Origin of the sequence: Actinomadura physcomitrii (genome assembly GCF_008923205.2) — a bacterium.
GTDB lineage: Bacteria > Actinomycetota > Actinomycetes > Streptosporangiales > Streptosporangiaceae > Spirillospora > Spirillospora physcomitrii.
Genome location: NZ_WBMS02000032.1, coordinates 76,104 through 101,981, shown reverse-complemented (window position 1 = coordinate 101,981; position 25,878 = coordinate 76,104). Strand labels below are relative to the sequence as shown.

The following is a 25,878-nucleotide window of genomic DNA, read 5'->3' as shown; positions in this document are numbered from 1 at the left end:
ATCACGCACAGGGTTGATCAGGCGTGAGATCGTACTTGTGTCACTGGTGATCGCGATCAGGATAGAACTGCCGGCGGCCATTTAGATTCTCATTGCCGATCAGGGCACGGAGCTGAGGATTGCCTCGGCTCCGGGCAGGCCTACCAGGCTCCGATGATTTCGAGGCGGTCGCCGACGATGTGGCGCACCGTTCCTTCGATGACGCCGATGGCAATCGGCCACACCGCTGCCAGAGCTTGTGACAGCGACGGTATATGACGTGCCGGTCAGGTATCGGATCGCTGCCTCGATGGCGGGGAAGCCGGTTGGCCTTGGCGCGCAGCATGGTGACGGCCTGGGCGAGGTCGCCGTTCGGCAGCGCCAAGTCTCATGCGGCGACCCAGCTCTCGACCGCGCCCTCGCTGCAGGTAAGGAGGAATCGGGAGGCTGACCGACCAGAAATCGCGCGGTTCCCCTCGGAGCGGAGGGAGGCGGGTGACAATCGGATGGCGGTGTCGGTGCCAGGGGTGGAGGCGGGGATGGACGGGCTGCTGTACGCGCTGCTTGTGGGGATCGACCGGTACCCCGGACGGCCGCTCAGCGGATGTCGAAACGATGTACAGGATGCGGCGGAGCTGCTGAAGGAGCGGGCTGGTGGGCGGCTCCGGCTGCGCATGCTCCTGGACGAGGAGGCGACCCGTGCGAAGATGATCGCCGCGTTTCAGGAGCACTTCGCGGAGTGCGGACCGGAGGACGTGGCGCTCTTCTGGTTCGCCGGGCACGGGTCGGAACAGCCGGTCGCCGAGGACCTGTGGTGGCTGGAACCGAGCGGGACCGCGCAGTCGCTGGTGTGCGTCGACAGCCGTCAGGGCGGGGTCCCCGACCTGCTTGACAAGGAGCTGGGCGTCCTGGCGGGAGAAGTCGGGCGGCGCGGGGCGCACTGTGTTGCCGTGCTGGACTGCTGCCATGCCGAGAGCGGCACCCGCGACCCCGACTCCGCTGTGCGCGCGCTCCCGAGATCCCATGAGTCCGTTGGAGCGCGAGCGTTGCTTCCAGATCTCGGCGGGACGGTGGCCGGCCAGATGGAGGAGACCCACGTCCTTCTCGCCGCCTGCCGTACCTTCGAGAAGGCCATGGAGGTGCGGATGGAGGGCCGTCGGCGCGGTGCGTTCAGCTACGCCCTGGTCCGGGCCTTGCGCGAATCCACGCCAGGCACGACCGTGCGGGACGTCCACATCAGGACCCGGCGAATGGTGGAGAACCTGTGTCATGACCAGGTTCCCGTTCTCCATCCGGTTTCGCCGGGGGGCCTCGCCGACGCGCCCGTGTTCGGCGGGGCCGTCACCCCGCCCGCCGTGCCGTTCACCCTGCGGCGGATCCGCGGCGGCTGGGAGGTCGACGCGGGTTTCTGCCATGGCGTGACGGCGGGTGCAACGCTCACCGTCCGGTCCGGCGGCGCGGAACACGGTGCTCGCGTGCGAGTCAGCGCCGCGTCAGCCGGGCGGGCGGACGTCGAGCCGGACGGCTGGCAACCCGACCCTGAACGCGCCTATCCGGTGGCGGTCGAGTCCCTGCCAGCCGTCCCGACCACGGTGCGCGTCACCGGGGCCGGGGCCGCCGCGCTCGAGGAGGCCATCGACGGCCTCGACTCACCGTTCCTCTCGGTGGACGCGGATGCACCGACCTGGACGGTGACCGTCGGCCGATCCGCCGCCGACGTCCGGATGGCCGATGGCACCCTCATCCTGAGCGCCGGCGGAGAAGCTCTGCGCGACCTGCCGCTGCGACTGGATCAGCTCGCGGTCTGGACTTACGTCCGCGACCTGCGCAACCCGTGGTCGCGGCTGGACGGCCTGGTCGACCTCGAGGTCGTCGCCGCGGAGCCCGGTGAATCCCGCGCCCCGCGCGACAGCCCCGCCCTGCGACCCGACCCGTCCGGCGAAGTCCGTCTGCCCTACCGGTACGACGGGCGAACTTGGAGGCCGCCGGAGGTCTTCATCCGGATCCGCAATCGTTCCAGCCGCCGCCTGTGGTGCGTCCTGCTCGACCTGACCGACCGCTACCGGATGCACCCCGCGCTGTTTCCCGGTGCGTTCGTCGGGCCGGGGATGGTGGCGGCCGCCGCCCACGGCAGGCCGATCCCGGTGAGCCTGCCGCCTGGCCGACCAGAACGCCCCGGGGCGTCCGCCCTGGACTGGTGCGTACTCATCGTGTCGGAGGAAGAGGTCTCCTCCGCCCCGTTCAACCTGCCCCCCATCGACGCTCCACCGCTCCGCTCCGCTGCAACCGCCCTCCACACCTGGCGCAACCGCCGCGAGATGGCCGCACCAGGAGGTCCGGCGGGCGACTGGACCACCGTCCTGGTGCCCGTCCGGACGGTCATTCCGGACTTGCCTGCCCGTCGATGACGCGGAGCAGACCGGTGTACATCTTCCACGCCTCCCGCAGGTCGCCAGTCAACGTGTCCGGGTCGGCGTCGGCCAGCCAACGGATGCGTTCGTTGAGCGCCAGCAGCCGCGGCCCGAGAGTCGTCGAGCTCATCAGCACGAACCAGACCCACACTGCGGTCAGCACCGACAGCGGGGCGTCGGGCCCGTGCGCCCGGTCGCAGGCAGTGAGGGCGGCGCGGGCCACGCGGGCGGCACGCCGCTCTTGGCCCGCCGCCAACCTTGCCATGGCCAGGTCGTACGCGATGGTCAGCGTCACAGAATGGCCCGGGCCCTGAGCACGGACGAGCTCGGCATGCAGCCGTTTCAGCCCGGAAACGCGTTGTGCAATGGGCAAGGCCTTAAGTTCGGCGCGCCGTGCCGCCGCGGACTCGCGCCGTGCCGCGGCGCCGGTCAGGTCGAGCAGCCGTTCGCGCGCCGCCCGCAGCGGAGGTTCGAGCGCGTCTGGGGACGCGTCCGCCAGCCAGCCGAGGTACTCCGTTCGGATCAGATCGGCCTCTGGGCGCGCACCGACCTCCTCCAGAAAGCGCAACGCCCTCAACTGGAGGTCGATCGCGTCCAGGTCGGCCGGGTCGTGCAAGTACTCGACCCCACAAGCGACGTCGTGCGCGGTGTCCACGGCCAGGTCGGTCTTTCCGAGTTTCGCCAGGACCCAGCACCGGTCGAGTTGGATTTCCATACAAAGGGGATGGGCCAGGAACAGGTTCGTGCGAAGGTCCAGCAGCAGTGCGGTGAACGCCTCGTCGGCCTCCTCCAGCCGGTCCTCTTTCGCCAGCGAAAGCGCGGTCTGACGCTGGGCGCCCACGTCCCGCCACCAGGTCTCCGTCTCCGACCCGTGCCGAGATTCGGCATCCTCTCCGGGATTCGCCCCATCATCGGATTCTGGATCGGGCGGCTCGGGCAGGCCGCCGAGGTTCCTTTCCACGGCGCCGAGCGCCGCGAAGACCTCCGTGAGAGCCGGCGGGAGGCCCGCGGAGTCTGGATCCTCCTCGGCGCACACCACGAGCAGCTCCTCCAGCGCCGCCGCGATCCGGTGGCCGAGCCCGTCGCCGGCGTCCCGCAGTGCGACCGTGAGCATGTGCGCGGTGATGGGCAGCGCTCGCGAGAGCTCGCGCCGGTACAGGTCGGCGACCTCCGGCAGGTGCCCCGCGTCGACGATCATGGTGTGGCACATCTGGACCCGGGCCACCATTACACCGACGTCGTACCAGGCGGCGCTCCCATCGGGCAGCTGCTCGCGGATCTCGTACATCACCCGGTCGAGGGAGAGACCGGTCTCCATGAGGGGCTCGTCGAACCCGGGCTGGTCTGGCCGGAAGGCCGCCGCCCGTTCCAGCGACTCGGCCACCAGGGCGGACACGCCCATTTCCAGCAGCGTTGTGACCGCGCGCCGTACCTTCCGGTCGAGCAGTCGAAGTTCGCCGGACCGGGCGGCCGTGGCGAGCCAGGCCGCTGGGAGTTCCGCGAACGTCTGGTAGATCTCCTCGATGTCGATCCCGAGGATCAACGCTTCCGGTGGCTCGGCGTCGTTCGATTCTGGCGGGATGTTCAGGTCCCTGTCCGCGGTGCTCATGGCAGCCCGAACAGCTGGAAGCCCGCCCAGTGGACGGGATCCGCGGTCGGCTGATCCGCCCGCAGCCGTTCTTGGGCGTGGCGGAGCGCGGCGTAAGCGGAGCGGTCGCGGGCGTAGTGCCTGTGATAGTGGCGCATGAAGGCGCCGGTGGACCGGTCGTCGATGGCCCAGAGCGGAGCGAGCACGGTCTGCGCCCCCTGGACGAGAAGGCTTCCGGGGAACCCGACGTACTCATTGCCGGGCAACGCGACCCCGTTTCCCGCATGGCAGGCCGCCACGACGAGGAGACGCGCGCTGAGCGCGACCCGGGTGAGGTCGTGGCAGAACAGCCACGCCGCCCGGCGGCCCGCGCCCGCGATGTGGAGATAGCTGAGCTCGGGATAGTCGGCGAAGAACTCGCCGTGGCAGCCGATGTGCGCGACGTCCACATCCATGAGGTTGAGGATCGCCTCGAAGTCGAGGGCGTCACCGGTCAGCGTGAAGGCGTCGGGGAAGCACGAGGCCGCTTCGGCGACCTCGGCCGCCGCGTGCGGGAGGGATCCGTCGGGATCGGCCATGCCGAAGAACAGTGGAAGCCTGCGGGCCGGAAGCCTCCGCTGGAGCAGCCGCTCCAGGACACTCATGCTGGGCACTACCGAGCATCGGGGGCCCTCCAGGGCGCCGATCGCCCCCAAAGGCACACCCCACAGCGGGCCAGAGGGGATGAGGAACACGCGTTCTTTGGCGCCGAGATGCCGGCGGAGCGGCGCCACACAGGCACGTTCAATCTCGATCTCGGCGGACCGCCGCTTTCGGGTGTCGGAGTCGCGCACCGCGCCGAGATAGGCGGCGCATGCGTCGGCCAGCGCATCAGGGTCGTAGGGCGGTACCGCGCGGACACCGTCGGCGGTGAGCACTGAGACGGCGCCGTCGGGAGAGTATTGGACGACGGCGTCGTCCGGCGCGAGCACCTGGAGCAGGCGAGCGCAGGAGGCCGGGGTGAACCGGCGGCCGACCGGGGCCTTCCGGGCTGCCTTTACCCGCTCCTCTGCGGCACCGTCCGCCTCCCGCCGCCGTGCGAGCCAGTACCGCAGGGTGCGCTCGTCGCCGTCTGCCTTCGCCAGGACCAGCGCGGTGTTTATTTCGGCCGTCTCCCGGGAGGGCCGGCCGCCCGCGTGGTCCCAGAGGATGGTCATGAGCGGCTGCGACAGCAGGGCCCGGCTGGTGTTGCGCTCCCTGATGTCCATCGCGGACTCTGGAGTGCCCGCTTCCCCGGCGGCGTGCGCCGCAAGAAGATAGAAGCTCTCCAGGTAGGCGGACAACTCGCGCTGCTTGACCGCCGAGCTGATGCCGGTCCGGAGTGCCTCCGCCTCATCGAGTACCTGCACGAGCCGGCGGCCGGGTTCGGCGGCGTCGAGCGCCGCGGCGAGCCGGTCCCGGAGGCTGCGGGGCGGGCGAGCGGGCGCCGGGGCGCCGGTCAGCACGTCCAGCTTGCGTTGGCACTCGTCTTCCCAGTGCTTTCGCTCGGCCGCGTCGAGCAGGGCGGTGTTCTCCACGCACCAGGCCAGGGCCTCCGCTGCCGTGTCGAGATCGTCCGGCGCGGACAATAAGGCGACGGCATACCGGCTCCACCACCGAGCGGCGTCCGCATCCATCCGCTCGAGCTTGCCGAGGACGTACTGGACGGCGTCGGCGTCGCGATCCTCCAGCATCACGCCGACCTGCCGTTCGAGCGCCCGCACGATCCCGGAGGCGTCGTTCGCCCTCCGGAAGGCCGCCTCTGCTTCCTGCGACCGTTCCCGAAGGACGCGCATCCGTTCGGGCCCTTCCCCGGAGAGCACCTGGTAGGCCATGCAGTACATCAGCTCGGCCTCGCCCACCACGGCCCAATCGCCGGCCTCCCGGGCGGTGCGCCGGACGTCCTCGATCGCGGTGATCCCCTCCTCGGGGCGTCCCGTCCTCACCAGCAGAGCCGCCCTGGCCAGTGGATCGGCTGATCCTTCTTCTCGGGTGGACACGAGGTCCTCCCACTCGTCAGGCCCATCCCTCCGAAGGCTGAGGAGGAAATCCCGAAGATTCTCCAGTAGCTCCGCGAAGAGGCGTTCGGTGTCCGAACGGTCGCGGTCCAGCGACTCGATGGCGAACCACAACTGCCGGTCGGCCTCGGCACTGAGCAGTTCGGGCCGCCGCCTGGCGATCTCCAGGATCCGCTCCGGTTCGCCCAGAACGCCGTGCACCTCGACCAGCGCCTCGCGGACCAGTTCGGACTCCGCGATGTCTTCGATCAACTGGGCCCGGTCCGCCTCGTTGAGCGACTCCACCTGCCGACGAAGTACCGGGTCGTCGGCCCAGCCGGGTATCCGCTCCACCGTGCCCCCGATCGTGCGTCCCTGGAGGCGATTGTCCTGCGGAACGCGCCGGGCCGCCGCCGTCTCGCCACACGTGGACGTGGCCACTTGCGGATGCCTCAAGTCGCTGCGAGTGCAGTGGACGAGGGGCCAGCCGACGATCGCTGTGGCCGATGTCATGAGCCAAATCGGTGATCGTCTTCCGAGTGAGCCTTCACTCGTTGAAGACTGCTGTGTGGGCGGCGCGGTGGAAGGCGCCTGCCCATTCGGCGGTGAACGGCAGGGGACCGATTTCGCTCAGCGGCGGGCCGTCCGAGGCGAAATCGGTTGACATCAACAGCCGGAGGGACTCGGCCATCGCTTCCAGCCGACCTCTTGGCATGTCGGCGGGCGAGGGGCGATGTTGGGCGATGAGATGCCAGGCGTCGCCTTGCTCGTACCATTCGAGTCCGGCGGCGCGGAACAGCACCGTGCACAAGAGAATGGACAGCTCGCGGCGACATCCGCGCAGATGAGCGTCCCGGTCGAAGCGCATTTGGGGCTACTGATCGCGCTCCTCGGCAACGCCTCGTCCACTGCGCTGCGCCATCGCATCGCATCGGCGGCCGGCGAAGCGGCCGGCTTCGCCGGCTGGATCTGGCATGACCTCGGCGACCCGCACAAGTCCGCCCTCTACTACCGGACGGCCCGGGACCTCCTCCCAGAAGCGGGCAACCCGGCCCTCGCCTCCTACATCAGCGGCTACCAAGCCCTCGCGAACGAAGCCGAAGGGCATGCCGACGACGCCGTCCACCACGCTCGTCAGGCCCTCGACACCGCCCCCAAGGCCACCACGCGCCTCACCCTTTCCTGGCTGTCCGCCCTGACCGCCGGCACCCTCGCCGCCACCGGCCGACGTGACGACAGCCTCGCCCTTCTCCACCAAGCAGAGGAGCACTTCGACGCCGCCCGAGACCGCGAAGAGTGGATGTACGAGTTCGACCGGACGGCCCTGGCCGACTACCGCGGCCAATGCCACCTCCGCCTTGGGCATGTCAAGGAAGCGATCACCGCGTTCAGCGAGGACTGGCCGCGCTCCCGGCCACCTGCGAACGGCGCGGCGCCCAGATCACCATCGGCCTCGCCGAAGCCCACCTCTGCGACGGCCGGCTCGACCAGGCCACCGACGCCGCACACCGCTCGCTGGAGATCTTCGCCGCCCATCACCCCACCCGCCCAGTCCAGAGCCCTCGCCGCCGCCCTCGGCCCTCAAGCCCGCCTTCTCGCCTTCCCAGGCGAAGGCCACGTCCTCCGCTCACCCGAATCGATCAAACAAGCACTGACCGCCGAAGAGAACTTCCTCGCCGACCTGCCGACACAGCACCCTGAGTAGGTCGACGAGAAGAAACACACCCGGACGGCCAACTTTCAGCCCTTCTCCTCGGTTTTCTCGCCGTCCCCGCGCCACCGGAGCGCTTCCTCGTCGGAGCTCGTAACTTCAGGAGAGATCCCCCTCAGGTGCTGACTTCGACCTCGGGTGCGCTGTGGTCGGCGAACCAACGTTGAAGGTCATCTCCGTCGATCAGTTGAGGTGAGGTCGCGCCGACGTCGACCGGTCCGGTGACATGGCCGGTGGCGCCGGCGAGACGTGTATCCGCCATGCGCACCTCGAGGAGGCCGGTGGTCCTGGGGCTCCCGCCGAAGACGCACGCCCGTAGGTCGGCGCCTTGCAGGTCTGCTCCGGCGAGCCAGGCCCTCCCGAAGACGGCACCGCGGAGATCGGCGTTGCGCAGGTCGGCGTCCTCGAACTCGCTTGCCTGCAAATCCGCCCCGGTGAGCAGCGCGTCGCGCGCGTCGCACGCTCGCCCCTGCGCCTTCCGCAGATATGCGCCGCTCAGATCGGCTCCGCGCATGCGCGCTGCGATCAGGTTCGCTCCACCAAGATCCGCGTCACCGCCCGAGCCCAGATCCAGGACGGTCTCACCGGGGCGCAGTTCAGCGACGACCAGAGGGTTGCCGCAGCCCAGACTCGCATGGAGCGCCGCCTCGGGAATCTTGCCCTCATCGGTATAGGCGGCGGCGCCGAAACAGGAATCGTCGCATCCGCCGCCGTGGTCGCGCCGGGATGCATCGGCTCGCGCGGTACCTGGGGCGGCCGGCCGCCGAGGAGGACCCGGCCCTGCCCGCCGTGAGGAGCACAGAAGCACCAACCTATGGAACGCCGTGCACATCCGCGATGTCGCCACCCTGTTCCGCTTGTGCGTGGGTCGCGTGGGACTCGAACCCACGGCCTACGGATCAGAACTGGGTGGCCAGCCACTCCTCGACGCCGCGTTGGTCGACGCCCAAGCGGTGGAGGACCTGCGCACCGGCTCCATGTCCCTCGGCAAGAACCCCGAGCAGGATGTGCTCCGTGCCGACATGGCCGTGACCGAGCCGTTGCGCCTCCCGGGCGGTCAGTTCGATGGCCCTCGTGCCTCGCGGGGTGTAGGGGAACTCTCCCGACAGGTCGTCGGAGCGCGGCCCGAAGACCTCGCTCATCGCTTCGCGCAGCCGTTCCGGCGTGGTCTTCTCGGTGATGGCCTTCGCCGCCAGGCCCTGCGGCTGACTCAGCAGGGCCAGGACGATGTGCTCGGTGCCCACGTAGTCGTGCCCGGCCGCGCGCGCCTCGTCCTGGCAGGCGTCCAGGATCGCCCGCGCGCGTGGGGTCCATTGGGGCCCGGCTTTGGTGAGCGCGGCGACGTCCGCGGGTTTGGTGACGAAGCGCTTCTGGGCGGCCTGCCTGGTCACCCCGATGGTTCTGCCGATCTCGGCCCAGGTCGCACCCGCGCTGCGCGCCGCGTTCACGAAATGCCCGACGAGCTGGTCGGAGACGTCGTCGAGCCGTTCGGACACGGCCATCGCGTCGGCGAGGTGCGCGAGCGCGTCGCTCTCCGGGCGCATCCCGATCACGCGGTCGATCAGTTCGTCGAGTCGTACCGGATCGCTCATGTTGTCAACTTTAGGTTGACAGTCAGGGCTTGTCAATCTAACTTTGACAAGCATGATGGGACATGACCGCGGGGCGATCAGAAGCCCCGCAACGCGACATCGAAGTACCGCGTCACGGCGTCCACGATCCGCTCCGCCGGCGGGAGGGGCCACTAAACTTGCGGGAATGGCAAACACGGACGAGGTCCTCGCCATGGTCGGGTCGCGGCTGCGCGCGATCCGCAAGCGTCGTGAGACGACCCTCGCCGACGTGGCGGCCGAGACGGGGATCTCGGTGTCCACGCTGTCGCGGCTGGAGGCCGGCCGCCGCCGTCCCACGCTGGAGCTCCTGCTGCCGCTGGCACAGGCGTACGGCGTGCAGATCGACGAGCTGATCGGCGCGCCGCCGACCGGCGACCCGCGGGTCAACCTGCGTCCGGTGCAGCACAAGGGCATGACGTTCATCCCGCTGACCCGCCAGCCCGGGGGCGTGCAGGCGCACAAGGTGATCATCCCGCCGCAGCGCCGCGCGCCCGAGCAGAAGGCCCACGACGGCTACGAGTGGATGTACGTGCTCAGCGGCCGCCTCCGGCTGGTGCTGGGCGACGAGGAGATGGTGCTGACCGAGGGCGAGGCGGCCGAGTTCGACACCCGCGTGCCGCACTGGTTCGACAGCGCCGACTCCACCCCGGTCGAGGTGCTCATCCTGTTCGGCCATCAGGGCGAACGCGTCCACCTGCGCGCGCGCTCCGTCCCCCGGTAACGGCCGGTCCGCGGCGACGAGCCGGGGCGGACGCCGGCGCGCGCCATCGTCCGCACTTTCGTGTGGCTCATGGTCCGCACCGTCGGGCCTTGCCCGCGACGGTGCGTTCTCGGCACGTTGTCCGTAGGTCCGGTCGCCAATTCTCGAGACATTTCTGGACGCCATCTCCCAGTTAGGTGAAGCGATGTCAGCTGAGCGGACGACCACGTCCGGGCTCTCCCGCGACGTAAGGGCCGACTTCCCGATCCTGGAAACGGATCTCGACGGCAAGCGGCCCGTATACCTGGATAACGCCGCGACGACGCAGATGCCGCGTCAGGTGCTGGACGCCATGTACGACTACTACACCCACGACAACAGCAATGTCGGACGCGGCGTCCACACGCTCGGCATGCGGGCGACGGACCGCTTCATGCGGGCGCGCGAGCGCGTCCGGGCCTTCCTGAACGCCGCCGAGGCGAGCGAGATCGTGTTCACCAAGAGCGCGACCGAGTCGGTGAACCTGGTGGCGCAGAGCTTCGGGCCCCAGGTCGTGTCGGACGGCGACGAGGTCCTTATCAGCGGCCTCGAGCACCACTCCAACCTGCTCCCGTGGCGGCGCCTGTGCGAGCGGACCGGCGCCGCCCTGAAGATCGCGGCCGTCGGCGAGCACGGCGAGCCGTCCCTGGCCTCCTTCCGAGAGCGGATCACCGAACGGACGCGGCTGATCGCGGTGGCCCACGTCTCCAACGTCCAGGGCACGGTGAACCCCGTCGGCGAGATCACCGCGGAGGCGCATGCCCACGGCATCCCCGTCGTCGTGGACGGCGCCCAGGCCGTCGCGCACCGGAGCGTGGACGTGCAGGACATCGGCGCCGACTTCTACTGCCTCTCGGCGCACAAGATGTACGGCCCGCACGGCACCGGGGTGCTGTACGGCAAGGCCGAGCACCTCGATCGGATGGAGGCGCTGCTCCTCGGCGGCGGCATGGCGCCGATCGCCTCCTATGACGGCCCGCTCGTCTCCATGCCGCCGCTGCGGTTCGAGGCCGGCTCCCCCAACATCGCGGGCATGGTGGGCACCGCGGCGGCGATGGACTACCTCGACGACCTCGGCCGGGACGCGGTGCACGAGCATGACACGGCGCTCACCGTCCGCGCCGCCGAGGGGCTGCGCGCACTGGGCGGCGTCACCGTGTACGGGTCCCAGACGCCGCGGGGCGGCATCCTCTCGTTCAACGTGGACGGTGTGCACCCGCACGACGTCGGCGCCCATCTGAACGGCTTCGGCATCGCCACCCGCACCGGCGTGCACTGCGCGTCCCCCTTCATCGACAGCCTGGGGCTCGTCGGAACCGTCCGGGCCTCGTTCGGTGTGTACAACACGCCGGAGGAGGTCGACCTGCTCGTCGAGTCGGTTGGGACGGCGGAAAAGGGCTTCTGGACGACCGAGCACCCGAACGAGCGATTCCTGCCCCCCAGCTGAGCCGGTGGCCGGCCCGGCGGGCCGGCTCGCGAGCCGCAGGCCCCGGGACGGCGGTGGGCCGCCCTCCGCCGCACACCACAAGGAGGACCGTCATGCCGGAGCACCGATCCGCCGTGCCCGTCGCAGCGGCGGGGGCGGCGGATCGGCGCGCCGAGGCGCGCCGTACCGCGTTCCTCTTCCAGGACGGGGTGGTGCTCGCCGCGGCCGTCGCGGCGTTCGACGCCCTCGACCTCCTGGACGGCAAGCCGTACGACACCGGCGGCCTGCCCGGCACCGGGTACCTGGGGGCGGCGTGGCACTGCCTGGCCGCGGCCGGCTGGATCGAACCCGACCCCGCGGCCTGGACCGAGCGGGGCCTGGCGGCGCTGCGGCACCGCGCGCGGCTCGTCGCCGGCGGGAAGTTCCTCGCCCGCTTCGACGACAACGCGCCGGACTGCTGGGCCGCCCCCTGGGACGCCGCCACCCGGGCGGCCTTCGGCGGCCTGCTGCGCGACCACGAGAGGTGGCGGGCCGGCGCCGACCCGGCCGACCCGCTCACCGCCTACCTCGACGCGACCCTCGCCGTGCCGGCGATCCTCAGCCTGCGCGGCACCGGCCGGCTGGACGAGCCGACCGGCGACTTCGCGAGGCTGTTCGTCCTGCTCGGGTGGCTCGACCCCGGCGGCGGCTGGACGGAACCGGGCCGGGCCTGCCTCGCCTTCTCCGGCCACTGCGGGCTCGTCGGCTCGTACCTGCCCATGCTGAGCCGGCTCGAGGCGCTGTTCCGCGGGGAACTCGTGGTCGCGCCGGGCGACGGGGAATGGCACTGCCAGCGGCGGATCAACGTGGCGGCGAGCTCGGCCGCGCACCGGCGGTACTTCGCCGACACCGACGCGATCATCCAGGAGATCTTCCGCCGCACGCCCCGGCCGTCGTTCGTCGCCGACATGGGCTGCGGAGACGGGACCTGGCTCGCCCACCTGCACGGCCTCCTCGGGGACGGCGTCCGGTACGTCGGCATCGACGCCAGCCCCGTGGCCCTCGACCGGGCGCGCGAGGTGCTGCGCGCCGCGGGCGTCCCGGATCCGCTGCTGCTGATCGGCGACGTCACCGACCCCGACGCCCTGCGCGCGCTGCTCGCCGAGCACGGCCTCGCGATCGACGACGGGCTGCACATCAGGTCGTTTCTCGACCACGACCGCAGCTACCTCGGCGCGGAGCCGCGCGACGACGTCGCGGGCTGGTCGTCCGGCGTCTACCTCGCGCCCGACGGGAGCCCGCTGAGCGCCCGCGAGGTCGAATCGGACCTCGTCGCCCACCTGGGGCGCTGGCGGCGGCACGTCGGCAGGTTCGGGATGGTCGTCATCGAGGCCCACAGCGTGGCGCCGCGCGTGGCCCGCCATCAGGCCGGCGCGACGCACTCCGCGGCGCTCGACACCTACCACGCCCTCTCGCACCAGTACCTCATCGAGTACTCGGCGTTCCTGCGCTGCTGCGGACTCGCCGGGCTCCAGCCGGTCGGCCACCTCGAACGCCGGTATCCGAGGAACAGACCGTTCGTCGCGGTGTCCGCGAACCACCTGGTGACGGAGCGGCCGTTGCCGGCGGGCCCGCCGGGGGAGCGGCACGACACCTGGCGGCCCGGCCCGGAGGACGACCTGGCCGACGGCGCGGGGCTGCACCGGCTGCTGTTCACCGACGGGGACCTCACCCGCCCGCGCACCTGGTGCGCCGGCGCGACCGGCATCGTCGTCCACCAGGTGCTGGAGGCGGTGGAGGCGCGCATCGAACGGGTCCGTCCCGGCGACGCCGTCCGGGTGCTCGACTACGGGGCGGGCACCGGCTTCGCCTCCATCGAGCTGCTGAAGGCGTGCCTCGAACGCAACGTCGTACGGCGTCTGGCCGAGCGCGGCGCGACGTTCGAACTGCACCTCGTGGACATCCCGGGCGGCTGGTTCGCGCAGGGGTACGAGCTGCTGCGGCATGTCCCGTGGACGCGCTTCCACGCCCTCCGCGGTCCCGGCGGCGGAGGCTTCCGCCCGCTGCGCGAGGTCATGGCGGGCCGGCGGGTCGACGCCGTGCTCGCCAACATGGTCTTCCACCTGCTTCCCGACAAGGCCATGCGGCGGGCGGCGGCGTCCATCGCCGGCGTGCTGCGCCCCGGCGGGCTGCTCGCGTTCAGCGCGCCGGATCTGGCCGGCCGGCACGCGGACTCGGTGCTGTTCCACGACGTCAACCGGCTGGTGCGGCGGTACTGGCTGGCCGCGCTCGACACCGCCGACCCGGGCGGGCTCGCGCCGGTCCTCCGCGAGGCGGCGGCATCGGTCCGGCCGGCGCTGCGCGCGCCGGCCCAGCGGCGCGCGGACCGCAGGATCCTGCCGGAGCCGGTGCGGTGCGCGGCGGTGACCGCCGCGCTGGCGCCGTACTTCGACGGGGCCGTCGAACGGCGCACGTACGAGTTCCTGGTCGAGGAGTGCCTGCTGGGCGCCCTCGTCCCGGCGAACCAGCAGGAGTACTTCGCGGAGCTGGCCGACCGCCCCCTGCGGGAGGCCGTCATCCGTCACCTCATGCTGGACCGGGTGCTGCCGGAGGTGATGAGCGGCCCGGCGGGGACCGCGCACGGCGTGAACGTCGAATGGAAGCTCGGCCGCTTCACGGCGAGGTGATCCCCGCCGCCGGCGCGGGCTCCGGGGCCGGATCGAGCACCGGGACGTCGGGCCAGGTCAGGGTGGTGGACGCCCAGGCCAGTCCGCCGCCGAACGAGGTCAGCAGCAGGCGCATGCCCGGCTTCAGCGTCCCCGCGTGCACGGCGTGGTGCAGGACGAGGGGGATGGACGCGGCCGCGGTGTTCCCGACATCGGCGATGTCGGACAGGACGCGCTGCCCGGGGACGCCCAGCCGGCGGGCGACGTCGGCGGAGATGCGCTCGTTGGCCTGATGGGGGGCGACCGCGTCGATCTCGGAGAGCGCCCAGCCCGCCTGCTCGGCCGCGCGCCGCGAGGAGGCCACCATCCGCTGCACGGCATGGCGGAACAGTTCGCGGCCCGACATGGTGAGGAACGGGTCCGGGCCGGGCGCGGCGTGCCGTTCGGCGCGGTCCCGCCCCCCGCCGCCCGGGACGTGCACCACACCGCCGTTGGCGCCGTCGCTGCCCAGGTCGAACGGGCCGAGCGCGCCGCTCTCGCCGGGCGTTCCCGGACGCAGGACCACCGCTCCCGCGCCGTCCCCGAAGAGGGGCGCGGTCTGGGCGTCGTCGGGGTCGGCCACCCGTGTGATGGTGTCCGCGCTGATCAGCAGCACGTGCCCGGCGACACCGGCGCTGATGAGCCCGTGCGCGACGGCGAGGCCGTAGATGAAGCCGCTGCAGCCGGAGTTGACGTCGAAGGCGGCGACGCCGTCCATCCCCAGGCGGGCGGCCACCCAAGGGGCGGTCCCGGGGACGACATGGTCCGGGGTCGTCGTGGCCAGGACCACCGCCTGCACCTCGGTGACCGAGGCCGCCTCCAGCGCCCTGCGCCCCGCCGCGGCGGCGAGATCGCCGGTGCTGACGCCGGGGGCCGCGACGCGGCGCCGCCGGATTCCGGTGCGCTTGGCGATCCAGTCATCGGTGACTCCCAGCCGCGCGCCCATCTCGCCGTTGCCGACCTCGCGCCGGGGGAGGCAGACGCCGAGCCCGCACAGGACCGAGCCGGGTCGTGGTCGCGTACCGGTCGTCTCGTCCATGTCGTCCTCCCGTCCGAAGGTCCTCGGGGATCGCCGAGATTCTCGATGCTAGTTCGGAAAGGCCGTTTAACCGGGCGCCGGACGTGCGCGCCATGGTGCGCGCTTTCGCGCGGCATATCGTCCGCTCCCCCGGGCCTTGCCCGTACCCGCCGGCTCTCGTGAAGTTAAGTCGGAAACCGCTTCTGAAAACGTCCGGCCGCACGACCACCAAAAGCCCATGACCACGAAAACGGCACCGTTCTCCCCGGAAAGCAGGCCCGTCTTGCTCGTCGACCGGCAGCGGATCGAAGAATGGCTGATCGCCCGGATCGCCGGCATGCGGAGGATCGATCCCGAGCAGGTCGACGCGGACGAGTCCTTCATCGCCAACGGCCTCAGTTCGAGGTCGAGCGTCGCGCTGGTGGGTGATCTCGCGAAGGAGCTCGGGGTCCCGCTGCCGGAGACGCTCACCTGGGAGTACCCCACCATCGCCGCGCTGGCCGAGCACGTCGCCGGCGTCGGCGCGAGTCCGCACGACGACTGACGAGCCCAACAGGAGTGCGCGCCGCATGGAGCCCATCGCGATCATCGGCATGGGGTGCCGGTTCCCCCGCGCCGACGGCCCTGAGGAGTTCTGGAAGCTTCTGCTCGACGGGGTGGACGCGATCAGCGAGGTACCGCCCGACCGGTGGGAGGCCGGGGAGCTCTACGACGCCGACCCGTCCGCCCCCGGGAAGATGGTCACGCGCTGGGGCGGCTTCCTGGACGGCGTCGACCGCTTCGACCGCGAGTTCTTCGGCATCTCCCCGCGCGAGGCGAGCGCGATCGACCCGCAGCAGCGGCTGCTGCTCGAGGTCGCCTGGGAGGCGCTCGAGGACGCCGGGCAGGTGGTCACGGCGCTCGCCGGCACCGACACCGGGGTCTTCGTCGGTATCAGCAGCTACGACTACGCGCTGCTGCAGGCGTCCCGCCTGGACGGCATCGACGCGTACTGGGGCACGGGCGTCGCCCTCAGCGTGGCGGCCAACCGGATCTCGTACATGCTCGACCTGCGCGGACCGAGCGTGGCCGTGGACACGGCCTGCTCGTCGTCCCTGGTGGCCCTGCACACCGCGTGCCAGAGCCTGTGGAGCGGGCGGTCGCGGCTCGCGATCGCCGGTGGCGTGAACGTGGTTCTGTCGCCCGCCTTCGGGATCAACCTGACGAAGGCGGGCGTCCTGGCCCCGGACGGGCGCTGCAAGACGTTCGACGCCTCGGCCGACGGCTACGTCCGCGGCGAGGGCGCGGGCATCGTGGTGCTCAAGCCGCTGGAGCGCGCGCTCGCCGACGGCGACGAGGTCCGGGCGGTGATCCGCGGCGGCGCGGTCGGGCAGGACGGTCGCACCAACGGGCTGATGGCGCCGAACGGCCGGTCGCAGGAGGATCTGCTGCGCGCCGCGTACCGGCACAGCGGCGTGGCGCCGGGCGACGTCGGCTACGTCGAGGCGCACGGCACCGGAACGCTCCTCGGCGACATGATGGAGGCCGAGGCCCTCGGGCGGGTGGCCGGGCGGGGGCGGCCGGCCGAGCGGCCGTGCCTGGTCGGGTCGGTCAAGTCGAACATCGGCCATCTGGAGGCCGCCGCCGGGATCGCGGGCGTGATCAAGACGGTGCTGATGCTCGAGCATCGCCGGATCCCCGCCAGCCTCCATGTCGAGAACCCCAACCCGCGGATCGACTTCGCGTCGCTGCGGCTGCGGGTGCCGCGCGCCGCCGAGCAGTGGCCCGGGTACGGGGGCCCGCTCCGGGCGGGGGTCAGCTCGTTCGGCTTCGCCGGAACCTGCGCCCATCTCGTGCTCGAGGAGGCGCCGCCCGTCCGCTCCGGCGGCGGCCACGGCCGTCCGCGGGAGGACGCACCCGTGCTGCTCCCCCTATCGGCGCGCAGCCCCGAAGCGCTGCGGGAGGTGGCGGAACGATTCCTGGGCGTCCTCACGGGCGACGGCGACTCCCGCCCCGACCTCGCCGACCTGGCGTACACCGCCGGTGCCCGCCGGTCGCACCACCGCCACCGGCTCGCGATCGTCGCCGGCTCCCGCGACGAAGCCGCGGACCGGCTCCGGGCCTTCCTGGCGGGCGCGCCCAGCCCCGGCATGGTCTCGGGCGACGCGGGCCGGCGCCGCCGTCGTCGGTCGGCGTTCGTCTGTTCGGGGCAGGGACCGGTCTGGTGGCCGCTCGACCCGGCGCTGCGCGAGGAACCGGCGTTCCTCGCCGCGCTGGAGGAGTGCGACGGGCTGGTGCGGGCCGAGGCCGGCTGGTCGCTGCTGGACGAGCTGTGGGCCGACGAGCGGGCGTCCCGCCTCGACGAGCCCGACTTCTGCCAGCCCGCGCTGTTCGCCGTTCAGATCGCGTTGGCGAGCATGTGGCGGTCGCGGGGCATCGTGCCGGACGCCGTGGTGGGCCACAGCATGGGCGAGGTGGCGGCGGCGCACCTGTCGGGGGCGCTCGGCCTGGAGGACGCCGTGCGCGTCATCTGCCGGCGCGGCCGGGCGATCCGCACCGTGTCGGGCCGGGGGCGGATGGCCGTCGTCGAACTCCACGCCGACGCCGTCCGGAACGAGTTGCGCGGGCTGGAGGATCGCGTCTGCGTCGCGGCGGTCAACGCCCCGACCTCGACGGTGATCTCCGGGGACGCGGACGCCGTCGAGGAGGTCGCGGACCGGCTGGGGGCGAGCGGGGTCTTCGTCCGGATACTCCGGTCGGTGGACTTCGCCTCCCACAGCCCGCACATGGAACCCCTGATGGGCGACCTCGCCGGCGCCCTGTCCGGCCTGAGCCCGGTGCCGCCGCGACTGCCGATGTACTCGACGGTGACGGGCAGGGCGGTCGACGGCGACGCGCTCGACGGCGGGTACTGGGCCGAGAACATCCGGACGCCGGTGCTGTTCGCCGCGGCGGTCGACGCCCTCCTGGACGGCGGCCACGAGGTGTTCGTCGAACTGTCCCCGCACCCCGGGCTGCTCTCCGCGATCGCGCAGAGCGCCCAGGCCAAGGGCCGGGAGACCGTGCTCGTGCCATCGCTGCGCCGCGACCGGCCACCGGGCGAGGTCATGCGGGCTTCGCTCGGCGCGCTGTACGCCGGCGGCTGCGAGCCCGAGTGGACGGCGCTGTATCCCGAGCCCCGGCGACCGGCGCGGCTGCCGGGATACCCCTGGCAGCGCGAGCGCTGCTGGCTGCCTTCGCGGGGCGCCCTGCCGTCCCTGCCCGGCCGGGCGGGCGGCCACCCGCTGCTCGGGCACCACGTGGAGCTCGCCGGTGCGGCGGGGAGCCATGTGTGGGAGAACGCCGTCAACGCGGAGGCCCAGGCCGTCCTCGACGATCACCGGGTTCAGGGCGTCGCCGTGCTTCCCGGCGCCGCCTGGCTCGAAATGGCGCGGGCGGCGGCCGCACAGGTCTTCGGCGGGAGTTCCGGCGCCCTCACGGCGGTCGAGTTCCCGAGCATGCTCGCACTGGACGACGCCGACACGGCCACGATCCAGCTGAGCGTGTCCACCGCCGACGGCGGTGGCGCGAGCGTGCGCGCGTATTCGCGGCCGGCGGACGGCTCGGGCCGCCGGCCGGAGTGGACGCTGCACATGACCGGGACGGTCGCGCCCGGAGGACCGGTCGGCGCCGACCTTGCGGCGCTCGACCTGGACGCCGTCCGCGCGCGCTGCCCGAACCGGATGGCACCGGCCGCCTTCTACCAGGACCTGGAGGCGCGGGGCCTCGAGTACGGCCGGGCGTTCCAGGCCGTCGAAGGGCTCTGGCAGGGCGAGCGGGAGGCGCTCGCCGCCATCGTTCCGCCGGCCGAGGTCGCCTCCGAGACCGGTTCCTACGGCATCCATCCGGTGCTCCTCGATGCCGCTCTCCAAGCCCTGGTCGGCGCCTTCCAGAGCGGCACCGGCACCGACGACCGGCGCCCTTACGTCCCCCTCGCGATCGATCGCATGGCCGCGCGGCCTCCGGGGACGGGCGGGCAGGACCGCCTCTGGGCCCATGCCCGCGTCCGTCCGGGAGACGAAGCCGGCGCGGCGGGCATGGTCGGGGACGTCCGGCTCGCCGCCGACGACGGGACGACCGTCGCCGTCCTCGAGGGCGTCCACGTCAGGCGGCTCGACGGCGACGCCTGGATGCCCCCGTCGACGTCGCTCGACCGCGCGCTGTACGAAGTGCGGTGGCAGCGGCGGGAGCGCGGCGCCCTCAAGCCGTCGAGCCCGACCGGCGGCTGGCTGATCTTCGCCGACGGCCGCGGCGTCGGAGCCGACCTGGCTGCGCACCTCACCGGGGACGGCGAGCCGGTCGTCCTGGTGACCGCCGGAGACGGCTATGACGGCTCCGATCCCGACCGGCTCGTGATCCGCGCCGACCACGGCGGCGAGACGCGCCGGGCGGTCGAGGCGGCGCGCGAGCGGATGGGCGGGCTGCGGGGCGTCGTGCACCTCTGGAGCCTGGACGCCGCGGACCTCCGGGCCGCGCAGCGGCGGGGCGTCGTCAACGTCCTGCACCTCGTCCACGCGCTCGCGGACGGTGCGACCCCGGACCCGGGCACTCGCCTCTGGCTCCTGACCGCCGGCGTCCACGCCGTGGACGGCTCGGCCCCGGCGTCGGCGGCGCACGCGCCCATCTGGGGGCTCGGCAGGGTGGCCGCGCTCGAACATCCCGAGCTGCGGCCCACGCTGGTGGACCTCGATCCCGCCCTGGACGCGGGAGCCGCGCGGTGGATCGCCGCCGAGCTGCGGGCCGGTGACGCGGAGACCCAGGTCGCGGTCCGGGACGGCGCCCGGCACGTGGCGCGGCTGGCCCGCCGGGCGGCGCCGCGCACCGTCCCCGCCGATGCCGTGCGCGCGGACGCGACCTACCTCGTCACCGGCGGCCTCGGCGCGCTGGGGCTGCTCGCGGGACGGTGGCTGGCCGAGCACGGTGCGCGCCACCTCCTGCTCATCGGGCGCGGGGACCCCGGCGACGCCGCCGAACGGGAACTGCGGCGGCTCCGCGAGGCGGGCGCCGAGATCCGGACGGCGCGTGCCGACGTGAGCGACGAGCGGGCCCTCGCGGAGGTCCTCGCGGATGCGGCGGCGTCCATGCCGCCCATTCGCGGCGTCGTGCACGCGGCCGGCGTCCTCGACGACGCCACCCTCGGCACTCTCGACCCGGCGCGGCTGCTGGCCGTCCTCGAACCGAAGGTCACCGGGGCGTGGAACCTGCACAACCTGACGGCGGACCTCCCGCTGGACTTCTTCGTCATGTTCTCCTCCCTCGCGGGAGTGCTGGGGTCGCCGGGGCAGGGGAACTATGCGGCGGCCAACGCGTTCCTCGACGCGCTCGCCTCGCTGCGGGCCGCGCAGGGCCGGCCGGCGCTGAGCATCGCCTGGGGGGCGTGGCAGGACACGGGGCTGTCGGTACGGCGCGAGGGCACCGGCCGGTTCGTCGAACGCGCCGGTATCAGGGGCATCGCGCCGGACAGCGGCTCCCGCTGGCTCGGGCCGCTGCTCGGCGTCGAGGCGGCGCAGGTCGCCGTGGGGCACGTCGACTGGCGGCGCTGGGCCGAGACGGCGGCACCGTCCCCGCTGGTCTCCGAGCTCGCCGCCGCCGGCCCGGACGCGGCCGCCGAGGCGTCCGCGCGCCCCGGCGCCCTCACCGCCGACGAACTGTTCGCCGCCGACCCGGCGGAACGCCGAGCGCTGCTGGAGACGTACCTGCACGGCGCGATCGCGCGCGCCCTCGAGATGACGCCGGAGCAGCTGGACGCCGACCAGCCGCTCAACGAGGTCGGCCTGGACTCCCTGGTCGGGGTCGGCATGAAGAGCCAGGTCGAGGTGGAGCTCGGTCTGTCGCTGCCGCTGGCGGCCGCGCTCGAAGGCTCCAGCGTGCGGCAGCTCGCCGCGCGGATGCTGGACGACGCCGGGCCCGGTGGTGCGCCACCGCGGGACGACGGCGCGGAAGACGGGGTCTGGGAAGAGTTCGAAGTTCTGTGAAGTCACCTGGAGGCAAGGCGATGGGAACCGCGCAGGAGTTGATGGCGAACCTCGCACGGCGGGGCGTGACCCTCTGGGCCGACGGGGCGGAACTTCGCGTCCGCGCCCCCAAGGACGCCCTCACGGACGAGCAGCGCAGTGCGCTGAAAGAGCACAAGGACGAGATACTCGCGGTGCTCCGCGAGCGCGCCGCGGAACGCCCGGCCGCCATCCCGAAGATCGTCCCGGCGCCGGAGCGGCTGCACGAGCCGTTCCCGCTCACCGACATGCAGCAGGCCATCTGGGCCGGCGGGCGCGACGCGTTCGAGATCGGCAACCTCGCGGGCAACGGCTACGCCGAGATCGACACGGTCGGGCTCGACCTGGACCGCTTCGGGGACGTGTGGCGCCACCTGATCCAGCGGCACGCGATGATGCGCGCCATCGTCCTCCCGGACGGGCGCAACCAGATCCTGCCGGAGGTGCCGGACTACCGGATCGAGGTGCTCGACCTGCGCGGCCGGCCCGCCGCCGAGGTGACGGGGCGGCTGGAGGCGTTCCGCCAGGAGATGCCGGGGGAGATGTTCGCCCGCGACGCCTGGCCGCTGTTCCGGATGCGCGCGACCCTGCTGGACGGCGACCGCACGCGCCTGCACTTCGGCTTCAGCCTCCTCGTCGCCGACTCGCTGAGCCTGATGCAGATCCTCCGGGAGCTGTCGCTGCTCAACAGCGGCGAGGAGCTGCCGCCGCTGGAGCTGACGACCCGGGACTACGTCGTCGCCAAGGCGGACCTGAAGGGGACGCCCGTCCACGAACGGGCGCTCGACTACTGGCGGCGGCGGCTGCCGACGCTTCCCCCGCCGCCCGAGCTGCCGATCCAGGTCGCGCGCGGCGACGGGCCCCCGGTGTCGAAGGCGCTGACCGTCCGGATCCTGGAGCCCGAGTCCTGGGCGCGCTTCAAGGCGCGGGTACAGGAGGCCGGGCTGATGCCGGGTGCCGCGCTGCTGACCGCGTTCTGCGACGTCGCCGCGCTCTGGAGCAAGACCGAGGAGTTCAGCATCAACGCGCCGTTCTGGGATCGGCTGCCGGTACACGAGGACGTCGGCTCGATCGTCGGCAGCTTCGCGCTGCCGAACCACCTGCGCGTGATGCCGGCCGCCGGGGCCACCTTCCTCGAACGGGCCCGGCGCCTGCAGCGGCAGCTCATCGAGGACCTGGAGCACTGCCGCTATGTCAGCGGCGTCCAGGTGATGCGCGAGCTGGCGAAGGCGTACGGCGGGACGCCCCGCCGCAACACCTACGTCGTGTTCAACAGCGTCGAGATGAGCAGCGTCGAGATGTCGGGGATCGGCGAACTCGGCTACACCGTCAGCCAGACCCCGCAGGTGTACCTGGAGGTGCGCAGCGCCGTCCGCAAGGGCGGGCTCGAGTTCACCTGGGACGTCCTGGACTCGGTGTTCCCACCCGGGCTGGCCCGGGACATGCTCGACGCCTTCGTCCGGCACGTGCGCCGGCTCGCCGAGGTGCCGGACAGCTGGGACGAGCGGAGCCGCCGGCACATCGTGCCCGAGGCCCACCGGGAACTGGCGGCCGCGGCGAACGCCACGGCCGCGCCGGTGCCCACCGGGCTCCTGCACGACCCGTTCGCGGCGCGGGCGGCGGAGCGGCCGGACGCCCCGGCGGTCGTGTCGACGGCCAGGACGATCACCTACGGGGAGCTCGACCGGCACGCGACGCGCCTCGGCCGCTGGCTGCGCGAGCGCGGCGCCCGGTCCAACACGCTGGTGGGCGTGGTGATGGACAAGGGCTGGGCGCAGGTGCCGGCCGTGCTCGGGGTGCTCAGGTCGGGGGCGGCGTACCTGCCGCTGGACGCGTCGCTGCCGCGCGAGCGGCTGCACCGCATCCTGAAGGCCGCCGAGGTCGGGATCGTGCTCACGCAGGAGGGCGCCCGCAAGCGCATCGACTGGCCGGCGGACACGCTGTGCCTGCCCGTCGACACCGACCCGCTCGAGGACGTGTCCGAGGAGCCGCTGGAGCCGGTCCAGCGCGAGGACGACCTGGCGTACGTGATCTACACCTCGGGTTCGACGGGCGTGCCGAAGGGCGTGATGATCTCCCACCGGAGCGCGCTCAACACGATCCTCGACGTCAACCGGCGGTTCGAGGTCGGTCCCGGCGACGGCGTGTTCGGCCTGTCCTCGCTGGGCTTCGACCTCTCCGTCTACGACGTGTTCGGGACGCTCGCGGCCGGCGGGCGGCTCGTACTGCCCGACGAGTCCGGGCTGCGCGACCCGGGCCACTGGCTCGACATGATGCGGCGGGGCGACGTCACGGTCTGGAACTCCGTGCCCGGCTTCATGGGGCTGCTCGTCCAGTACGCCGAGGGCGTCCGGGCGGACGTGCCCGCCTCGCTCCGGCTGGCCCTGCTCAGCGGCGACTGGATCCCCGTCGCGCTGCCCGACCGGCTGCGGCGGCTGGTGCCCGGCGTGCGGGTGGTCAGCCTGGGCGGCGCGACCGAGGCGTCGATCTGGTCGATCATGCACGAGATCGACCGGGTGGACCCGGCCTGGGCCAGCATCCCCTACGGCAAGCCGATGGCCAACCAGCGGATCCACGTCCTGGACCGCGACCTCGACGTGCGTCCGACGTGGGTGCCGGGCGGCCTCTACATAGGCGGCATGGGAGTGGCCGACGGCTACTGGCATGACAAGGAGACGACGGACGCCGCCTTCATCACCCATCCGGACAGCGGCGAGCGGCTGTACCGGACCGGTGACATCGGACGCCGTCTTCCCGACGGCGGCATCGAAATTCTCGGCAGGGAGGACTTCCAGGTGAAGATCGGCGGCTACCGGATCGAACTCGGCGAGATCGAGAGCACCCTACGCGAGCACCCGGCGGTGCGCGAGGCGGTCGTCCTGGCCGCGGACGGCGACGGCGGCACCGGCAAGCGGCTGGTGGCGTACGTGGTCGCGGACGGCGGGACGTCCCCCGAGACGGGCGAGCTGCGGACGTTCGTCCGCGACAAGCTGCCCGAGTACATGGTCCCCAAGACGGTGATCGTGCGCGACAGCCTGCCGCTCACCGGCAACGGCAAGGTCGACCGCAAGGCCCTGGCCGATTCCGACCTCCCCGAGCTCGACGCCGCGCCTCGGCTGGCCGCGCCGCGCTCGGAGCTGGAGGCGCGGCTCCGCGAGCACTGGCGCGACGTGCTCGGCATCGAGGAAGTGGGCATCTACGACAGCTTCTTCGACCTCAGCGACGACTCGCTGCAGGCCGTGAACCTCGTGTCGAAGATCTCCGACACCGTCGGGAAGCAGCTCGGCGTGCGGTTCCTGTTCGCCCACCCGACCATCGCCGAGCTGTCGGCCGTGCTCGGCAAGCCGGACGCCGGGGACGGCGCGGCGGACGGCCGGGCGGGCGGGGCGTCGGGGAACGGGGAGGCCAAGGGCAGTGTCACCACCGAACGGCGCGATCTGCTGACGCTGTACGCCAGCGGCAGGCTTCCGCGGGTGGACGGCGCCGGCGTGCTGGCCACGCCCGCGGGACTGTTCGAGCGGGCGGGCATCGACCCCGGCGACGTCGCGGACCGGCTCATGGCCATGGACACCCCCCACCTCTGCGGCTACATCGACACGAACCTGGGCCGCATCGCCACGATCATGATCCCGCGGCTCGACACCGCGGAGCTGTACCTGAACCGGGAACGGCTGGTCGACACGATCGTCGGCGGGATCGAGATGGGGGCCAGGCTCGGGGCGAAGAACATCTCCCTCAGCGGGCTGCTGGTGACGGCGACGGACTACGGCCGCGGCGTCGCCGACGCCGTCAAGGACCGCACGGACCTGCCTCCGGTCACCAGCGGCCACGACACCACCTCGGCGGCGGTGCTGCTGAACGTGGAGAACATGCTGGGCATGTCCGGGCGCGGCATGGAGAACGAGGTGCTGGGCATCCTCGGCGTCGGCTCGGTGGGCAAGGCGTCCATGCATCTGCTGCTGACGCACCTGCCGCACCCGCGCAAGCTCATCCTGTGCGACCCCTACGCCGCGACGAGCGACAGCCCGAGAGGCCCGGCGGCGGGGCTTCCCAGCCGGCTGCGGAAGGCCGCCGACGAGGTGCGCGACGTGCTCGGCTACACCGGCGAGATCCAGATCATCGGCGGGACGTCCACGCTGCCCGCGGAGTTCTACGAGGCGACCGTGATCAGCGCGGACACCAACGCCCCCGACATCGTCGACGTGGCGCGGCTCAGGCCGGGCACCATGCTGGTCGACGACTCGATCCCGCCCTGCTACGACCGGGACGCCGCCATGGCCAGGATCGAGGAGAAGGGCGACCTGCTGTTCGGCCAGGGCGACGTGATCGAGGGCGCCGCGCCGATGCACAAGACCTTCGGCTGGCCGCCGATGATGTACGAGCTGGCCGGGGAGGACGGCGTCGAGTGGTTCGCGGCCAACACCCCCGACGCGTTCAGCACGACGCAGATCACCAGTTCCGTCCTGTCGAACGTGCTCGTCGCGCAGGAGGGCATCGGGCCGGTGACGGGTCCGTCCCAGCCGGACCGGGCCACCGGGCACCTGGAGGTCCTGCGCAGGAGCGGCTACGTGGGCGGGCCCCCGCAGTGCGACGGCGTGATGATCCCGGAGGAGGCGATCGCGCGCTTCGTCGAGCAGTTCGGCCGGGCCGGCCGGCGGAACGCCGAGGCGACGTCCTGAGCCT

General features: G+C 72.4%; 14 protein-coding genes. 8 read left to right on the top strand and 6 right to left on the bottom strand.

Annotated elements, in window-relative coordinates:
- The first annotated feature begins 491 nt into the window (after positions 1–491).
- A complete protein-coding gene (locus F8568_RS32340; RefSeq protein WP_160573842.1) occupies positions 492–2,387 on the top strand; it encodes a caspase family protein in 1,896 nt (631 codons plus the stop codon).
- Here the strand turns inward: F8568_RS32340 and F8568_RS32335 are convergent.
- From F8568_RS32335 to F8568_RS32325, 3 genes are all read right to left on the bottom strand, one after another.
- On the bottom strand, positions 2,359–3,999 hold the full coding sequence (locus F8568_RS32335) for a hypothetical protein (RefSeq protein WP_151597486.1): 1,641 nt from the start codon (positions 3,997–3,999) through the stop codon (positions 2,359–2,361). The genes F8568_RS32340 and F8568_RS32335 overlap by 29 nt on opposite strands.
- Positions 3,996–6,347, bottom strand: a complete 2,352-nt coding sequence (locus F8568_RS50715; protein WP_151597485.1) for a CHAT domain-containing protein — start codon at positions 6,345–6,347, stop codon at positions 3,996–3,998. Before F8568_RS50715 ends, F8568_RS32335 begins: the two co-directional genes overlap by 4 nt.
- 193 nt (positions 6,348–6,540) lie before the next feature.
- Positions 6,541–6,861, bottom strand: a complete 321-nt coding sequence (locus tag F8568_RS32325; protein WP_151597484.1) for a hypothetical protein — start codon at positions 6,859–6,861, stop codon at positions 6,541–6,543.
- Between F8568_RS32325 and F8568_RS32320 the strand changes: the two genes are divergently transcribed.
- A complete protein-coding gene (locus tag F8568_RS32320; protein ID WP_160573841.1) occupies positions 6,862–7,698 on the top strand; it encodes an alpha/beta hydrolase family protein in 837 nt (278 codons plus the stop codon).
- 121 nt (positions 7,699–7,819) lie between these two features.
- On the opposite strand, the gene F8568_RS32315 is transcribed toward F8568_RS32320, so the two are convergent.
- A complete protein-coding gene (locus tag F8568_RS32315; RefSeq protein ID WP_328601119.1) occupies positions 7,820–8,512 on the bottom strand; it encodes a pentapeptide repeat-containing protein in 693 nt (230 codons plus the stop codon).
- 91 nt (positions 8,513–8,603) lie between these two features.
- Positions 8,604–9,296 (bottom strand): Clp protease N-terminal domain-containing protein, encoded by a 693-nt coding sequence (locus F8568_RS32310; protein ID WP_151597481.1) that lies wholly within the window; start codon positions 9,294–9,296, stop codon positions 8,604–8,606.
- A gap of 166 nt (positions 9,297–9,462) precedes the next feature.
- On the opposite strand from F8568_RS32310, the gene F8568_RS32305 reads away from it, so the two are divergent.
- The 3 genes from F8568_RS32305 (at position 9,463) to F8568_RS32295 (ending at position 14,148) form a co-directional block, all read left to right on the top strand.
- Positions 9,463–10,038, top strand: coding sequence for a helix-turn-helix domain-containing protein (locus F8568_RS32305; RefSeq protein WP_151597480.1), 576 nt, complete (start codon positions 9,463–9,465; stop codon positions 10,036–10,038).
- A 184-nt stretch (positions 10,039–10,222) separates the two neighbouring features.
- Entirely contained in the window at positions 10,223–11,503 is a 1,281-nt protein-coding gene (locus F8568_RS32300; RefSeq protein WP_151597479.1) for an aminotransferase class V-fold PLP-dependent enzyme, read from the top strand.
- Between the two features lie 92 nt (positions 11,504–11,595).
- Entirely contained in the window at positions 11,596–14,148 is a 2,553-nt protein-coding gene (locus F8568_RS32295; RefSeq protein ID WP_151597478.1) for a class I SAM-dependent methyltransferase, read from the top strand.
- Here F8568_RS32295 and F8568_RS32290 read toward each other — a convergent pair.
- Entirely contained in the window at positions 14,135–15,205 is a 1,071-nt protein-coding gene (locus tag F8568_RS32290; protein ID WP_151597477.1) for a beta-ketoacyl-ACP synthase 3, read from the bottom strand. The genes F8568_RS32295 and F8568_RS32290 overlap by 14 nt on opposite strands.
- Positions 15,206–15,422: 217 nt before the next feature.
- Here F8568_RS32290 and F8568_RS32285 point away from each other — a divergent pair, with 217 nt between their 5' ends.
- Genes F8568_RS32285 through F8568_RS32275 form a run of 3 tightly spaced genes read left to right on the top strand, consistent with a single transcriptional unit; the run spans position 15,423 to position 25,874 of the window.
- Positions 15,423–15,728 carry an acyl carrier protein gene (locus F8568_RS32285; RefSeq protein WP_151597476.1) on the top strand — a complete coding sequence of 102 codons (306 nt, stop codon included), beginning with the start codon at positions 15,423–15,425 and terminating at the stop codon, positions 15,726–15,728.
- 25 nt (positions 15,729–15,753) lie between these two features.
- Entirely contained in the window at positions 15,754–21,177 is a 5,424-nt protein-coding gene (locus F8568_RS32280) for a type I polyketide synthase (RefSeq protein ID WP_151597475.1), read from the top strand.
- A gap of 20 nt (positions 21,178–21,197) precedes the next feature.
- The gene (locus F8568_RS32275; protein WP_151597474.1) at positions 21,198–25,874 is read left to right on the top strand and encodes a non-ribosomal peptide synthetase; all 4,677 of its coding nucleotides are present in this window, start codon (positions 21,198–21,200) and stop codon (positions 25,872–25,874) included.
- Positions 25,875–25,878 lie beyond the last annotated feature (4 nt).

Bases quoted from the DNA above. Each gene is read 5' to 3' on its own strand.
- F8568_RS32335 (WP_151597486.1), bottom strand. From the start codon at position 3,999: ATGAGCACCGCGGACAGGGACCTGAACATCCCGCCAGAATCGAACGAC.
- F8568_RS32325 (WP_151597484.1), bottom strand. From the start codon at position 6,861: ATGCGCTTCGACCGGGACGCTCATCTGCGCGGATGTCGCCGCGAGCTG.
- F8568_RS32310 (WP_151597481.1), bottom strand. From the start codon at position 9,296: ATGAGCGATCCGGTACGACTCGACGAACTGATCGACCGCGTGATCGGG.
- F8568_RS32305 (WP_151597480.1), top strand. From the start codon at position 9,463: ATGGCAAACACGGACGAGGTCCTCGCCATGGTCGGGTCGCGGCTGCGC.
- F8568_RS32300 (WP_151597479.1), top strand. From the start codon at position 10,223: ATGTCAGCTGAGCGGACGACCACGTCCGGGCTCTCCCGCGACGTAAGG.
- F8568_RS32295 (WP_151597478.1), top strand. From the start codon at position 11,596: ATGCCGGAGCACCGATCCGCCGTGCCCGTCGCAGCGGCGGGGGCGGCG.
- F8568_RS32290 (WP_151597477.1), bottom strand. From the start codon at position 15,205: ATGGACGAGACGACCGGTACGCGACCACGACCCGGCTCGGTCCTGTGC.
- F8568_RS32285 (WP_151597476.1), top strand. From the start codon at position 15,423: ATGACCACGAAAACGGCACCGTTCTCCCCGGAAAGCAGGCCCGTCTTG.
- F8568_RS32280 (WP_151597475.1), top strand. From the start codon at position 15,754: ATGGAGCCCATCGCGATCATCGGCATGGGGTGCCGGTTCCCCCGCGCC.
- F8568_RS32275 (WP_151597474.1), top strand. From the start codon at position 21,198: ATGGGAACCGCGCAGGAGTTGATGGCGAACCTCGCACGGCGGGGCGTG.